The 13,568-nt window shown below is 62.1% G+C and carries 17 protein-coding genes; 15 read left to right on the forward strand and 2 right to left on the reverse strand.

Annotation, left to right across the window (positions count from 1 at the left end; genetic code table 11):
• Window position 1: 1 nt before the first annotated feature.
• Window positions 2-622 carry a hypothetical protein gene (locus tag IVB12_RS16110; protein ID WP_247300497.1) on the reverse strand — a complete coding sequence of 207 codons (621 nt, stop codon included), beginning with the start codon at window positions 620-622 and terminating at the stop codon, window positions 2-4.
• A 269-nt stretch (window positions 623-891) separates the two neighbouring features.
• Window positions 892-2,484 carry a DEAD/DEAH box helicase gene (locus IVB12_RS16115; protein ID WP_247300499.1) on the reverse strand — a complete coding sequence of 531 codons (1,593 nt, stop codon included), beginning with the start codon at window positions 2,482-2,484 and terminating at the stop codon, window positions 892-894.
• Between the two features lie 65 nt (window positions 2,485-2,549).
• On the opposite strand from IVB12_RS16115, the gene IVB12_RS16120 reads away from it, so the two are divergent.
• The 15 genes from IVB12_RS16120 (at window position 2,550) to IVB12_RS16190 (ending at window position 13,567) form a co-directional block, all read left to right on the forward strand.
• A complete protein-coding gene (locus IVB12_RS16120) occupies window positions 2,550-3,224 on the forward strand; it encodes a ParB/RepB/Spo0J family partition protein (RefSeq protein WP_247300502.1) in 675 nt (224 codons plus the stop codon).
• On the forward strand, window positions 3,224-3,406 hold the full coding sequence (locus IVB12_RS16125; protein WP_247300503.1) for a hypothetical protein: 183 nt from the start codon (window positions 3,224-3,226) through the stop codon (window positions 3,404-3,406). The genes IVB12_RS16120 and IVB12_RS16125 overlap by 1 nt, the downstream gene beginning before the upstream one ends.
• Window positions 3,396-4,067: a ParB/Srx family N-terminal domain-containing protein gene (locus IVB12_RS16130; protein ID WP_247300505.1), complete on the forward strand. Its 672-nt coding sequence runs from the start codon at window positions 3,396-3,398 to the stop codon at window positions 4,065-4,067. Before IVB12_RS16125 ends, IVB12_RS16130 begins: the two co-directional genes overlap by 11 nt.
• Entirely contained in the window at window positions 4,064-4,390 is a 327-nt protein-coding gene (locus IVB12_RS16135; protein ID WP_247300507.1) for a hypothetical protein, read from the forward strand. Before IVB12_RS16130 ends, IVB12_RS16135 begins: the two co-directional genes overlap by 4 nt.
• Window positions 4,387-5,028 (forward strand): hypothetical protein, encoded by a 642-nt coding sequence (locus IVB12_RS16140; protein ID WP_247300508.1) that lies wholly within the window; start codon window positions 4,387-4,389, stop codon window positions 5,026-5,028. The genes IVB12_RS16135 and IVB12_RS16140 overlap by 4 nt, the downstream gene beginning before the upstream one ends.
• A 113-nt stretch (window positions 5,029-5,141) precedes the next feature.
• Window positions 5,142-5,525 (forward strand): hypothetical protein, encoded by a 384-nt coding sequence (locus tag IVB12_RS16145; protein ID WP_247300510.1) that lies wholly within the window; start codon window positions 5,142-5,144, stop codon window positions 5,523-5,525.
• Window positions 5,525-6,427 carry a hypothetical protein gene (locus IVB12_RS16150; RefSeq protein ID WP_247300512.1) on the forward strand — a complete coding sequence of 301 codons (903 nt, stop codon included), beginning with the start codon at window positions 5,525-5,527 and terminating at the stop codon, window positions 6,425-6,427. Before IVB12_RS16145 ends, IVB12_RS16150 begins: the two co-directional genes overlap by 1 nt.
• Window positions 6,420-6,683 (forward strand): hypothetical protein, encoded by a 264-nt coding sequence (locus tag IVB12_RS16155; RefSeq protein WP_247300514.1) that lies wholly within the window; start codon window positions 6,420-6,422, stop codon window positions 6,681-6,683. The genes IVB12_RS16150 and IVB12_RS16155 overlap by 8 nt, the downstream gene beginning before the upstream one ends.
• 112 nt (window positions 6,684-6,795) lie before the next feature.
• Window positions 6,796-7,479, forward strand: a complete 684-nt coding sequence (locus IVB12_RS16160) for a hypothetical protein (protein WP_247300516.1) — start codon at window positions 6,796-6,798, stop codon at window positions 7,477-7,479.
• Window positions 7,476-8,750, forward strand: a complete 1,275-nt coding sequence (locus tag IVB12_RS16165; protein ID WP_247300517.1) for a phage terminase large subunit — start codon at window positions 7,476-7,478, stop codon at window positions 8,748-8,750. Before IVB12_RS16160 ends, IVB12_RS16165 begins: the two co-directional genes overlap by 4 nt.
• 60 nt (window positions 8,751-8,810) lie before the next feature.
• On the forward strand, window positions 8,811-10,460 hold the full coding sequence (locus IVB12_RS16170) for a phage portal protein (protein WP_247300519.1): 1,650 nt from the start codon (window positions 8,811-8,813) through the stop codon (window positions 10,458-10,460).
• Between the two features lie 89 nt (window positions 10,461-10,549).
• A complete protein-coding gene (locus IVB12_RS16175; protein ID WP_247300521.1) occupies window positions 10,550-11,548 on the forward strand; it encodes a hypothetical protein in 999 nt (332 codons plus the stop codon).
• A 112-nt stretch (window positions 11,549-11,660) separates the two neighbouring features.
• A complete protein-coding gene (locus tag IVB12_RS16180; RefSeq protein ID WP_247300523.1) occupies window positions 11,661-12,563 on the forward strand; it encodes a major capsid protein in 903 nt (300 codons plus the stop codon).
• A 75-nt stretch (window positions 12,564-12,638) separates the two neighbouring features.
• Window positions 12,639-13,313 carry a hypothetical protein gene (locus tag IVB12_RS16185; RefSeq protein ID WP_247300525.1) on the forward strand — a complete coding sequence of 225 codons (675 nt, stop codon included), beginning with the start codon at window positions 12,639-12,641 and terminating at the stop codon, window positions 13,311-13,313.
• A complete protein-coding gene (locus IVB12_RS16190) occupies window positions 13,310-13,567 on the forward strand; it encodes a glutaredoxin domain-containing protein (protein WP_247300528.1) in 258 nt (85 codons plus the stop codon). Before IVB12_RS16185 ends, IVB12_RS16190 begins: the two co-directional genes overlap by 4 nt.
• Window position 13,568 lies beyond the last annotated feature (1 nt).

Consider the following 13,568-nt stretch of genomic DNA (forward strand, 5'->3'; position numbering starts at 1 on the left):
ATCAGGCCGCCTTCAGAGCCTTGAAGTGGATCTCGAGCATGAGCTCGTGGAGCTTGCGCTCGAGGTCGACGCGCGCCACCGCCGGCGCCAGGCCGCGGGCCAGGCCGTCGTTCATGATCCGATAGTCGCAGATCGAGGCGTCATAGGTGTCGAACTCGTTGCCGGTCGGCTGGGCCTGCGGATTGACGATCTCGACGATGATGCCGCCGTGCTGCTGATAGTAGCGGCCCTGATCGCGGCGCACCGAGCCGAAGGAGAACGGGCCGGGCTGGTTGCCGAGGCGCGCGCAGGCGGTCATCGGCATCACATACTTGCCGAACAGGCTCTCCAGGCGGTTGCCGAGCTGGCCGAGCACCTGGCGCCAGGTCATGTGCTGGCCGGTCGCGACGTCGATCATGGCATCGCCGTTCGGCCAGTGGGCGAGGGTGGCCTTGCCTTCCTGGGTCTCGACCTGGGCTTGGCTGGCGCCGAAGTGCTTGATTGCGATCTCGCGCAGAATCGCGCCGTCGTCGACCGGCTGCACGCCGTAGTTCTGGAGCAGGATCTCCTGGACGAGCGACTTGCCGGATTTCGGGATGCCGCAGAACGCGATGTAGACGGGAAGATTGAGACGGGAACGCATATAAGTCAGTCCTGACTGTTGACAAAAGACGCGAAAAAGCACCCTCGAGACAGCTCGGGGTGCTTCAGTTTAGGGTCGGATTGGCCGGCTTGGCGTCACCTGCTGCGATGTTTCGCTGGTGTCGAAGCATTCGCAGGAGACGATCACGCTGGTTCTCGAGCTGCTTGATGCGCTTTTCCATGGCGTCATAGGAGGACAGAGGCCTGGCTTTGGCGTCGAACAGCCTGATTGGGTCTACTTTCTCTCTCATACGCAACATATAGACTGGATCACGCAGCTTTGCGCATAGAAAACAGATGCCACGGGAGATCCTGGCCGGCCGGGATGATGCCCTCGGCAAAGCCGGGCGTCTGTTCCACGATCGCGCGGCGGGTGCGCGCGTGGTCGCGGAGGGTGGAGTTGAGCTCGTCGGTGTAGTCGACGATGAAGGTGACGTTCGGCCCCGACTTCTTGGCGCGCAGCCCGCGGCCGATCCGCTGCCGGAGCGGAATCTCGCCCTTGCCGCCGCCGGCGAGAATGACCAGACCGATCGAGGGCACGTCGACGCCGACATCGACAATCGTGGTGCCGATCAGGCAATCGATACCGCCGTTGGCGAGTGCCTCGAGTGCGCCCTCGCGCTCGGCCTGATCGTTCTCGCCCTGGATCTGCTGACAGCGGACGCCCTTGGCCCGGAGCATCTCGACCAGGAAGGGGCCATGTTTCTTGGCCGCGACCAGGATCAGCACCGGCAGACCATGCGCCTTGGCCTTCACCGTCATGCTCACGATGTCGGTGTTGCGGGGCAGCGAGGTGGTGATGCCGATCTCGCGCGCGCGCTGCCAGGGCGAGGTCCGACGCAGGAGTTTTGCCGGCGGCGGGCTGCGATACTGGAAGTAGGGCTTGGCCAGGACGCCGCGCTTGATCAGCAGTTCCTCGGAGACTTTGATCAGGATCGGCCCGAATGCAGCCATCAGGCGCATATTGTCTTCTTCGGCCGAGCGCATGAACGGGGTCGCGGTCAGAGCGACGCGCACCGTGGCGTTCTTGCAATATTGCAGGATCTCGAAATAGGAGTTGCCGCCGGCCTCGTGGGCCTCCTCGCCAATCACGACCTCGATCAGCTCAAGGAACTTGATCAGCCGGGCGCGGGTCTTGGTCTTCTCGTCGAACCGTGTTTGGGCCAGGGCCGCGATCTGCTTATCGTCGAGACCGAGTTCCTTTTTGATGTTCTCGCCAATGACTTTGCCCTTCTCGTCTTCCAGCTTCGGCGCTTTGAGCTGGGCGACGAAGGTCTGGACCATGCCGCAATTGATGCCCTTGGTCGGGCTCCAGATGCCGTCTCCAATGAGGCCGGTGTTGAAGCCGCAGTCCTTCAGGAAGGCCTTCTGCATCTGATACATCAGAACGCCGCGGGTGGTCAGGAACAGCGTCGGGCGCCGGTAGCGCGAGGTGATGAGCTTGGCGATCTTGGATTTGCCACCGCCGGTCGCGACCTGGATGATGCCGCGGCCGTGCTTTTCGACCTGGCGCAGGGCCTTGAGCTGGAAATCGTAACGCGGGTCGTCGTTGCCGAACTTGTCGACGATCGGGTTCTCCGGGCCGAGCGGCGTCGCAAACGGCTTGCGCGCGATCCGGACCTGATAGCCCTTCCGCGTCAGCTCGTGGAAGATCATGTGGAAGAAGCCGGCCGGAAAAGTGCAGGTCTTGTGCGTGAAGAAGCTGGAACGACCGTCCCAGCCGCCCGAGGTGAAGGCGTGCATGTGTTCGCACCCCTCGACCCGATAGGAGAGGGCGGTGGCGATGATCTGTTTGACCGTGTCGTCGGCGTTCACGATCTTGGCGACCGTGGCATTGGCGACCAGGGTGAGAACAGGTTTCATTTAATCCGCTTGCCTTCTTCAATTGTTATGGTATGTCAGTTCTGACTTACAGGAACCTCAAACCCGTGTCTAAGCAATTTTCGGCCGAGATCGATGATCTGAGGCCAAACCCCTGGAACTCTAACCACGTCGGCCCCGACAACGAGACAAAGCTGCGCGCCAGCATTCGTCAGTTCGGGCTGTTTAAGCCGATCGTCGTCCGCGAGCTGTTCGACGCGGACACCAACACCCACTACGAGATCCTGGGCGGCGAACACCGCTGGGACGCGGCGCGGGAAGAGGGTCTGACGGAGATTCCCGTCTTCAACGTCGGCGTCATCGACGACGACATAGCCAAACGGATCACGCTGGCCGACAACGCCCGCTACGGTCAGGACGACACGATCGAGCTGGCCAAGCTGCTCGAGGACATTGGTGATGTTGAGGGGCTTCAGGCGGTTCTTCCCTACACCGAGAGCGATCTGAATTCGATTTTCTCAAGCGTCGATATAGCGCTCGATGAGCTGGATCTTCCGGAAAGCTACACGGAAGATGCAAAAGACCAGGCGCCCGAGGCCAAGCCCGAGAAGGTCGCCAAGACCCACACCATCATGCGCTTCAAGGTCGCGATCGCCGACGCCGAGAAGGTGGCCGAGCTGATCGCCAAGACCCAGAAGCGCCAGGGCCTCACCGCAGCCGACGAGCTCACCAACGCCGGCGATGCGCTGATCCACCTCCTCTTCAACGCGGCGGCCGAGTGATGGAGGTCAAACCGCGATTCCCCGAATGCATCGATTGCCGCTTCTTCAGCCGCAGCCGCCCGAACAGCCGCTGTCTGCCCTGCGGATCGGGAGAATTCTTCGAGGAGAGGATCCGGGATCGCGACCCCACCGCCGACGAGCTGATGCGAATCTACGCCAGGATGCAAGACCATGACGATTGACGTTTCCAAGCTGCCGACCGAGATCAAGGACATCGACTGGCTCAAGGCGAGCCCGACGAATTCCAAGAAGCATCCGCAGTCGCAGATCGAGAAGCTTGCGCGCTCGATCGCCAAGCACGGCATCGCCAACACCATCCAGACCGAGACCGACGGCACCATCATCGCCGGCCATGGCCGCTGGCTCGCCGCCAAGCACCTCGGCTGGACCACGGTCAACGTCATCGTCCGCACCGACCTGACCAAGGAACAGGCGATGGCGCTGCGGATCGCCGACAACCAGACGGTCTCGACCGACTACGACGCCGAGCTACTCAAGGCCGAACTGCTGGTGCTCAAGGATGCCGATTACGATCTGGACAGCCTCGGCTTCGACGACGGCGAGCTCGAGAAGCTGACGGCGGACTTCGGTGCGATTGACGAGTCCACCTTCGTCGAGGACATCGGGGAGGCCGTCGAGACCCAGCGCGCCGAGAACGTCGAGAAGGCCAAGGACATCGACCAGTCGGCCGCGCCGATCGGCGATGCGCTGGGCTTCAAGCGCGTCACCATCGAGCAGTCGCGCACCGTGCGCTCATTCATGAGCCGGATCGAGGCTGAGACCGGGTTGCAGGGCGCCGCGGCGCTCGTGGCTTACATCGAACAGAACGGCCTCGCAGCATGAACGGCAAGGTCATCAACGCCTTCGGTCGCAAGGACGGCGACCCGCTGCCCGGCCAAGAGGCCGACGACAAGCCGCAGGTCTGTGAGAACACGCTCGCGGCCGTCGAGGCCCTGATGGAGCGCGTCAAGGCGGGCGAGATCCAAGGCATTGGTGTGGCCTGCATCGGCAATGGCTACCCACTCACCGTGCTCGCCGGCCCGCCGACCCACGACGCGCGCGATCTGTCCGTGCTGCTGATGTCGGTCGAGCTCCTCAAGCGCCAGGTCGTCGGCACCGCGGTCTCGATGGCCGAGGTCGACTATGTGGAGGAGGACGAGGAGTGAAATATGTCATCGACATCCGCTTTAATTCGTCTGTGGAACGAACTCCCCGCGTGCTTGAGGTCGCCGAAGGTTTCGGCTTGGGCCTCTCGAATCGGGAGTTCGTTATCTACGACAATCTCGAGATCGATGTCCGTCAAGGCGACATCGTCTACGTCACCGGCCAGTCAGGATCCGGCAAGTCGCTCATCCTGCGCGACCTGGCGCGGCAGATGAATGCCGGCGGTTTGAAAGTTGCCGATTTGAACAAGCTGGACTTGGTCGAGAAGCCAGTTATCGAACTGGTTGGCAACACCACCACCCACGCTGCGGATCTGCTGGCCAAGGCCGGCATCTCGGACGCCTGGATCTACATTCGCAAGCCGAGCGAGCTGTCCGACGGGCAGCGCTACCGGCTCAAGCTCGCCATGCTGATGAACCAGGACGCCGAGGTCTGGGTCGCCGACGAGTTCGGCGCCGTGCTCGACCGCGTCACCGCGAAGTGCGTCGCCTTCAACATGCAGAAGGTCGCGCGACGGCTCAACAAGACGCTGATCGTCGCCACCACCCACACCGATCTCAAGGAGGAGCTGGGCCCGTCGCTGACGATTACCAAGCGCTTCCGCCAGCGCGTGGACATCGAGCATGCCGCGACTGCGTAAAGCTCATCCGGTCCTCGACCGGGTCATCGTGATCACCGTCCTGGTGATCGCTTTTTGTTGTCTCGTGATGTCAGCCCGTGCTGACATTTTCACCATCTTCTGAAGGAGTAACCATGCCCACCCCGACCCGCGGCCGCTTCGTCGAGTTCACCCCGTCCGACAAGAACCCCGTCTTCCTCGCCTACGGCAAGGTGCCGTTCGTGGCCCAGATCGTCCACGTCTGGAACGACAAGATGGTCAACTTGATCGTGTTCTACCCGAACGGCGACATCAAGCCGGAGACGTCGGTGACGATGCTCGACGGCAACGAGACCGAAAAGGAGCTCAAGCAACTCGAGCGGTATGGCCGCTTCGCCAAATGGCCGGCGCACCTGACCACGGTCTCCGAGGTCAAGGTTGGGCTCTCGGTTGACACCGAGAAGCTTCAGAAGGCCATCGACAAGACCAAGCTCGCCGAGCTCGCTGGCTTAGCCGGCGTGGCGTTCAAGAGCGAATAATGCCATTCGCAGAGACGAGCACTGGTGCGTTTGAGCGTCCCGACGCACTCGAGACGCTGATCGAGCGCGCGGACGCACCGGTGGCCCGTTTCTCGCTGCTTGACGACATGATTGTCGAGCGGGGCGACAAGTCAGATTGGGAGCTGCTGCACGATCTGCACTACAAGGCAGAGAACCTGCCGATCGGCCCGCGCTTCTGGAAGCTCACCCTGTTCGGCGAGACGATCGGCGTGCTGGTCACGGCCAACCCGAAGGGGCTGCTCAAGGAGCGGCATCTGGTCTTCCCGCACATGAAGCCGGGCCGCGAGACCAAGACCACCAACACCTACCGCTACGTCTTTGTGAACCAGAATTTCCGGGTCATCAGCCGCTTCGTGGTCGACACGATGTATCGCGGCATCGGCGCCGGCTACCGCATGATGAACCTGGTCGCGCGGATGGAAGGGCTGACCTACATGGAGATCCAGTCCTCCATGTCCAAGTTCAACCTGTTCGGTCAGAAGGCCGGCTTCCGCTTCGTGCGCCCGCTCAATGCCAACAAATACGAGATCGGCATGAAGTTCTTCCGCAAGAACTTTCAGGCGAGCCCGCAGGACTACCAGGCGCTGGTTGACGAGCTGAATGCGCACCCTCCGGCGCAGCGCGACGCGCTCCTCCAGCTCTGCAAGGACCACTATTACCGGCACTCGGCGCTCGAGAAGACCGGCAACAATCGCGACAAGGGCCAGGACCGGGTCAACGCCATGAGCGTCGAGACCATCATCAAGGGAATCCAGCAGATCACGCTGGCCTCGCCGATGTATGGCGTGTTCGTGAACCCCGACAAAGGGCGGTCAGTCCCGCAGCGGCTGCCGCTGACGGCCTTCGACGCCCAGAAACCGACCGAGAAGCTCCATGTCTGACTTCAAGGGCACCGAGAAGCAGATCGAGATCATGACGCTGGTCGTGGAAGCGGCCGCGCGCGGGCACAATCTCACCGTCAACGACCTGATGGCCCAGCTCTCCTACAAGCCGGGGCGATCGGCGCTGCACTGCTCGCTGAAGTTCCTGCGCCAGCACGGCTTTCTGGAGACGGTCAGTCATGGCCGGAGAGGTGCCATCGTGACGCCCACCGCAGCCGGAGTATCCACTTTCAAGGGAGGACCCGGATTTCCGTAGCCGCGCCCTCTCTATTAGATGTTTGTAAGTTATTACTTACAGTAGTATCTAATAGAGAGGGTGAGGACCCGGAAATGCATTCCGGCTCTACAGTCAGTCCTGACAGGTAACTATGACCGACGAAGTTGAAGATCAGTCCGGCTCCGAGGAAGGTTCCGAGCCCAAGCAGAAGCGTCTCAAGCCGGAAGAGTGGCGAGAGATCGAGATGCTGTGGGAATACGACCTGATGAAGACGCGGGATATCGCCGTCAAATTCGGCATCACCCCGTCCGCCGTGACCAACCACTTCGCCGAGCTCAAGAAGAAGGGCATCATCATCGCGCGCGGCGCGAAGAAGGGTGAGGCCATCAAGGCCCTGAAGATCGCGGCCGCGCCGCCTCCGCCGAAGCCCCCGTCTGAATTCGAGGCCAAGCGCAAGGAGCGTATCGAGGGCGCCAAGGAACGCCGCTACGTCCAGGCGACCTTCCACAATGCACAGGTGCTGGCGCTCCAGAAGGCGATTCAGGAAGGCAAGGAGACCTGGGTCGGCGCGCACGCCAAGATCAAGGCCATGCAGCGCATGGGCAAGGTCATCCTCGACGCACAAGCCGCGATCGAGAACGCGCTCGACATCGCCGGTGACATTGACGAGGCATCGCTGACCGAGCTCCGGTTCGTGGATCTGACGGGCGACGAGATCGCCCAGATCCAGACCAGCGCCGGCGACGAGGATCTCGACGACCTCGAGATGCCCGAGCTCGAAGACGAGGATCTCGTCGAAGAGGGCAAGCCGGCCAAGACCAACGAGGACGAGTGAGCCACCGTCCCCACCAGAACCTGAAGATGCATGGCAAGCAGCGGGAGGTCTTCCAGGACCCCCACCGCTTCAAATGCGTCGTGGCTGGTCGGCGCTGGGGCAAGACCCAGATGTCGAAGCTGTCGATTTGCCGCGCCATGGTCAAACCGCGCCAGCTGATCTGGTATGTGGCGCCGACCTACGCGATGGCCCGCGGCATCATGTGGGAGGAGCTCAAGGAGGCGATCCCGCGCGACTGGGTGGTCGCCTACAACGAAACGCGCATGACCATCCGGCTGCGCAACGGCACCCGCATCGAGCTCAAGGGCGCCGACAAGCCCGACACGCTGCGCGGCGTCGGCATTCATCTGCTGATCATCGACGAGGCCCAGGATATCAAGCCCGACACCTGGTATAAGGTCCTGCGCCCGACGCTCGCCTCGACCGGTGGCCAGGCCATCATCATCGGCACGCCGAAGTCGTTCAACTGGCTCTATGACGTCTATATGCTGGGCCAGAAGGGCGACGTCTACCGCGACAAGAAGGGCCGGCTGCGGACCAACACCTGGAAGTCCTGGCAATTCCCCACCATCACCTCGCCCTTCATCCCGAAGGCCGAAGTTGAGGCGGCGCGCCAGGATATGGACGAGAAATCGTTCCGTCAGGAGTTCGAGGCCTCCTTCGAGACCATGTCAGGCCGCGTCTATTACGCCTTCGATCGCAAGGTGCATGTCGGCGACTACCCGTTCAACCCGAGGCTCCCGATCTGGATCGGCCAGGACTTCAACATCGACCCGATGTCGTCCGTGGTGATGCAACCGCAGCCGAACGGAGAGGTCTGGATCGTCGACGAGGTGGTGCTGCGCGGCTCCAACACCCAGGAAACCGCGGACGAGCTCGGCCGGCGCTATTTCCGCTGGCAGAAGAACATCACGATCTATCCGGATCCGGCCGGCGCGCAGCGCTCGACCAAAGGTCGCGGCGAATCCGATATCGACATCCTCAAGGATGCCGGCTTCCGCTGGGTCAAGTTCAAGCGCAAGCACCCGAAGATCGCCGACCGCGTCAACGCGGTGAACCGCATGTGGCGCGCTGCCGACGGCACGGTCAAGATGCGGATCAACCAGACCTGCAAGCACACGATCGCCGGCTTCGAGCAGACCATCTACAAGGAGGGCAGCCGCGAGGTCGACAAGACGCAAGGCCTGGAGCATCCGACGGACGCCTGCGGCTATTGCATCGATATCGAGTTCCCCTGGCGCTCCAAGGAAGCCTTCGGCATCTCGATTTAGGCTTGATTATAAGTCAGTCCTGACTTATCTTATGGATTCCCGTGTTCCATTGGTGCCACCTTGCCCGCCTTAAGTGATCGCCAGAAGCAGCTTCGCGCTTTCATTAAGCGCCGGCATCCTGACTATCAGGCCAAGTGCGCGCACTGGGATTTCCTCGACGCGACCTATGAGGGCGGCCGAGAGTGGTTCGAGCAGAACGTCTTCCGCTACATCAAGGAAGGCAAAAAGGAATACGACGACCGCGTCGCGCGTGCCTACCGATTCAACCATACCCGCGAAGTGGTTGATCTGGTTCAAAAATACATCTTCAAGAGCGCGATCGTCCGCGCCAATGACGCCCCGAAAGAGATCAAGACCTTCTGGAAGAACGCGACCTTGTCCGGTCTGTCGGTCCAGGAGTTCATGAAGCTCGTCGGCACCGAGACCTCGAAGAAGGGCCGCGGCTACCTGGTCGTCGACACCAACGCCAAGGAGACTGTCGTCTCCGTCGCCGACGCCAAGAAGGCCAAGGTTCGCGTCTATGCCTATTACGTTCGCCCGCAGGACGCCCTCGATATGGGCTTCGACGAGGACGGGGTTCTGCAATGGATCCTGATCCGCGAGCGCGTGCGCGACGACAAGGACCCGATCGCATCGAGCGGCGCGGTCAAGGAGCAGTTCCGGCTTTGGACGCGCGACTACTGGCAGCTGTTCACGCTCGCGACGAAGAAGACCGGCAAGGTCGAAGATGTCACGGTCATTGAGGGCCCGCAGGTCCCGCACCAGGTCGGCGAAGTGCCGGTCATTCCGGTCGACCATGTCATCTCCGAGGACAAGTATTCGGCGCCGGGCCTGATCGACGATATCGCCTATCTCGATCGCGCCTGCGCGAACTACTGCTCGAACCTCGATGCGATCATCCAGGACCAGACCTTCAGCCAGCTCGTGATGCCGGCGCAGGGCCTGATGCCCGGCACCGACAAATACGACGCCCTGCTCGAGATGGGGACCAAGCGGATCTTCGCCTATGACGGCGAGGGTGGCGCCAAGCCCGAATTCATTTCGCCCGACGTCAAGCAGGCGCAGCTGATCATCACGGTGGTCAACAAGCTGATCACCGAGATCTACCACACCGTCGGCATGGCCGGCGAGCGCACCAAGCAAGACAACGCCATGGGCATCGACAACTCGTCCGGTGTCGCCAAGGCCTACGATTTCGAGCGGATGAACTCGCTCCTGACCTCCAAGGCCGACGCCCTGGAGAACGCCGAGAACAAGCTGGCCGACCTGGTCCTGAAGTGGAACGGGCAGCCGAAGGGCGTGGAGGGCCTCGAGCGCGAGGACCCCGAGCTCGTGAAATATCCGGACACCTTCGATGTCCGCACCCTTTTCGACGAATTCACGATTGCCGAGAGACTGGCCCTCGTGGACGCGCCGAAATCCCTGCGTCAGGAGCAAATGAAGCAGGTGATCGAGAAGCTGTTCCCGCGGCTGGCGAACGACCTCAAGACCAAGATGCTCGAGGACGTCGACAACTGGCCGATGACCGTTGCGGACAAGTTGACCGTGACGGCCACGATGGGCGGTTCCGGTCAGCCTTCTAAGTTCCCGGCGTCGGCATCCGTATCGACCGGCGGCTCGTCTATGCCGGCGACACCTTCCCCGAAAGCTACTCCGGAAAAGCGGCAGGGGCAGGTGACGAAGGACACCAAGTCCAAGGCGAAAAAGTAACGACCGGGCATATCGCCCACCGGGAAGCCGAGAGACTGTGCGACCCGAAACCCCTGATGGCCGAGAGACTGTGCCAAAGGAGACTGAACGTGCGTAAGAACACCACCATTGCCCCCGCGATGCAGATGCAGCGGAGCAACCACCTCCAGATGTTCGCTGTCGAGAGCATGCGCCTCCTGGACGGCGAGACCGCGGAAGCCAAGGCTGCCCGCGAAGCTGCTGAAGCCGAAGCTGCCCGAGTGGCCGCCGAGAAGGCCGAAGCTGATCGCATCGCCGCTGAAAAGGCCGAAGCCGACCGCATCGCGGCCGAAAAGGCTGCCGACGAGGCCGAGCGCAAGCGCCTCGACGACGAGAAGGCTGCGAAGAAACTCACCGACAAGGAATACGAGTTCCTCACCGACGCGCTCAAGCACAAGCAGGCCGCGCGCGACGCGAAGGCTGCGCTGGATGCCGCGAACGCCAAGCTGAAGGACTTCGAGGGTCTCGATGCGGCCGCGATCAAGAAGCTGGTCGCCGACCAGAAGAAGGCCGCGGACGATGCCAAGGCTGCCGAGCTCAAGGCGGCGGAAGCTGCCGGCAACGTCGAGCGCATCAAGCAGATGATGGGCGAGGAGCATCAGAAGGTGGTCTCCGAGCTCGAGACCAAGCTCGCCGAGAAGGACAATGCGATCAACGCTGCCCAGAAGACGATCGAGGATCTGACCGTCGGCTCCGCCTTCAGCCAGTCCGCCTACATTCGCGACGAGCTGGTGCTGACGCCGGCGATCGCGCGTCAGGTCTACGCGCCTCACTTCGACGTGGTGAACGGCAAGCCCGTGCCGTTCGACAAGCCGCGTGGCGAGCCGGGCCGCACCCAGCTGGTCGACGCCAGCGGCAACGCGCTGTCGGTCGACGCCGCCCTGAAGAAGATCATCGAGGCCTCTCCGGACCGCGATCGTTTGGTGCGTTCGAAGATCGGCACCGGCGCCAGTTCGAAGACCGAGAAGACCACCGGCTCGAACGGCGGCGAGGACAACGGCCTGCGCGGCGCGGCGCGAATTGCCGCCGCTCTCGAGGCCGGCGCGCTCAAGAAAGCGCCCGCGAAATAAAAAGTAAGCTCGAACTTACTTTTCTTCTTGGAAATTACCGATCGCCGGTTTATTCTATTGTCAGTCAACACTGACTTACGAATTTCCGGCGATCTTTTCCAAGGAGTGATCTATGCCGTTGCTCGAAACCGAAGCCAACAAGCTCTCCGAGAGCCTCATGGAGCGTGGCGTGATCGAAGAGATCATCGACCGCGAGGCTCTCTTTGCCCTCTTCCCGTTCAAAACGGTCGACGGCAAGGCCTATCTCTACCATCGCGAGAACACCATCTCCGAAGGTGACTTCCTCGATCCCTACGACCCCGTGCCGGAAGGCGCCGCGACCTTCACCGAGGTCACGACCCGTCTGCGCATTCTGGCGGGCGACGTCGACATGGACAAGTTCCTGCTGTCGACCCAGTCCGACAAGAATCCCCAGCTGGCGATCCAGATTGCGGCCAAGGCGAAGGCCCTGACCCGCAAGCTGAAGCGCACCCTGGTCAACGGCAACAACGCCGTCAATGCCAAGGAGTTCGACGGTCTGAAGGTGCTGACCCCGGCCGAGCAGACGCTCATCGCCGGCACCAACGGTGCTGCCGTGACGTTCTCGATGCTCGACGAGCTCCGCGACGCGGTTCTCCTCGGCGCCGACTGCTTCATGATGCGGCAGGGCACCTGGCGCGCCATCAAGGCGTTGCTGCGTGGCTTCAACGGCAACACCGCCGAGACCATCATGCTGCCGAACTTCGGCCACCCGGTTCCGGCGATCGACGGTATGCCCGTCATCATCAACGACTTCATTCCCGCGAACGAAGTCACCGGCTCCAGCTCGGTCACGACCTCGATCTACGCTCTGCGTCTGAACGAAGTCGACGGCTTCCACGGCATCGTCGGTGGCGAGGCCGCTGGTCTGAAGGTCGAAGAGATCGGCACGATCCAGAACAAGGACGCCGTGCGCTATCGCGTGAAGTGGTATGTGGGCACTGCCCTCAAGGCCACCCACTCGGTCGCCCGCCTGGCTGGCATCACCAACATTTAAGCTTGGCTATAAGTCAGAACTGACTTATAAGGGGCGGAGTTCATCACTCCGCCCCTCTTGCTGTCTGGAGCACTCATGTCCAAACCCACCGTGATCATCGTCGGCGCTGATAAGGGCGGCGTTGGTAAGACGACCGTCACCCGGATCGTCCTCGATTTTCTCCGCAACGCAGGTCTCGAATACCGCGCCTTCGATGCAGAGACGCCCAAGGGCAATCTCAAGCGCTTCTTCCCCGATGCCCAGGTCGTCGACCTCGAGCATTCGGACGGCCAGATGGCCGTGTTCGACAACCTCACCGGCTCGAAGGTCACCGTGATCGACCTCGCCGCGCGTCAGCTGTCGCCCACGCTGAAGTTGCTCGGCGACATCGGCATGCTCGAGGCCGTCCGGGACGGCAAGCTCGACGTCATCGTGCTGCACGTCCTCGGCTCCTCGGTCGCTTCGTTCCAGGAGATCGAGGCTACCGCCGGCGCCATCAAGGGCTCGCGCTACTTCCTGGTCACCAACCACATCAACGACACCGCCTATTTCGGCTGGGACAGCGAGGCGGCCCAGAAGGCCCTCGGCCTCGCCGAAGCGCTGATCGACGTGCCCAAGCTCGACGAGAAAGCCAATGAGCATGTCGAGCAGGCCGGCAAGCCGTTCTCCGAGATCGCGCGCGATTACCCGTCCTTCGTCGTGAAGGGCAAGGTCGCGCACTGGCTCAAGGGTGTGCTCGGCGCCCTCAATGTCCTGAAGCTCGGCCAATGAGCGGCAAGGTCGAAATCTACGGCCGCGACGACTGCCGGTTCTGCGTCGCAGCCGTCGCGCTCTGCCAGAAGCACAAGCTGCCGTTCGTCTACCACAAGATCACCGACGCCCTGTTGGGCGCCGAACTGGAGGAACGTCTCGGCGATCCGCCCAAGACCGTCCCTCAAATCTTCATCGGAGCTCACAAGATCGGCGGCTTCGAAGACCTGAAGCGTGCCCTGCCGGTCGTTCAACAGATCCTTTTCGGAGGCTAAA

It is taken from the genome of Bradyrhizobium sp. 179 (genome assembly GCF_023073535.1).
Lineage (GTDB): Bacteria > Pseudomonadota > Alphaproteobacteria > Rhizobiales > Xanthobacteraceae > Bradyrhizobium.

Coding starts and splice junctions, on each gene's coding strand:
- IVB12_RS16110 (WP_247300497.1), bottom strand. CDS start 622: ATGCGTTCCCGTCTCAATCTTCCCGTCTACATCGCGTTCTGCGGCATC.
- IVB12_RS16115 (WP_247300499.1), bottom strand. CDS start 2,484: ATGAAACCTGTTCTCACCCTGGTCGCCAATGCCACGGTCGCCAAGATC.
- IVB12_RS16125 (WP_247300503.1), top strand. CDS start 3,224: ATGGAGGTCAAACCGCGATTCCCCGAATGCATCGATTGCCGCTTCTTC.
- IVB12_RS16130 (WP_247300505.1), top strand. CDS start 3,396: ATGACGATTGACGTTTCCAAGCTGCCGACCGAGATCAAGGACATCGAC.
- IVB12_RS16135 (WP_247300507.1), top strand. CDS start 4,064: ATGAACGGCAAGGTCATCAACGCCTTCGGTCGCAAGGACGGCGACCCG.
- IVB12_RS16145 (WP_247300510.1), top strand. CDS start 5,142: ATGCCCACCCCGACCCGCGGCCGCTTCGTCGAGTTCACCCCGTCCGAC.
- IVB12_RS16150 (WP_247300512.1), top strand. CDS start 5,525: ATGCCATTCGCAGAGACGAGCACTGGTGCGTTTGAGCGTCCCGACGCA.
- IVB12_RS16155 (WP_247300514.1), top strand. CDS start 6,420: ATGTCTGACTTCAAGGGCACCGAGAAGCAGATCGAGATCATGACGCTG.
- IVB12_RS16160 (WP_247300516.1), top strand. CDS start 6,796: ATGACCGACGAAGTTGAAGATCAGTCCGGCTCCGAGGAAGGTTCCGAG.
- IVB12_RS16180 (WP_247300523.1), top strand. CDS start 11,661: ATGCCGTTGCTCGAAACCGAAGCCAACAAGCTCTCCGAGAGCCTCATG.
- IVB12_RS16185 (WP_247300525.1), top strand. CDS start 12,639: ATGTCCAAACCCACCGTGATCATCGTCGGCGCTGATAAGGGCGGCGTT.
- IVB12_RS16190 (WP_247300528.1), top strand. CDS start 13,310: ATGAGCGGCAAGGTCGAAATCTACGGCCGCGACGACTGCCGGTTCTGC.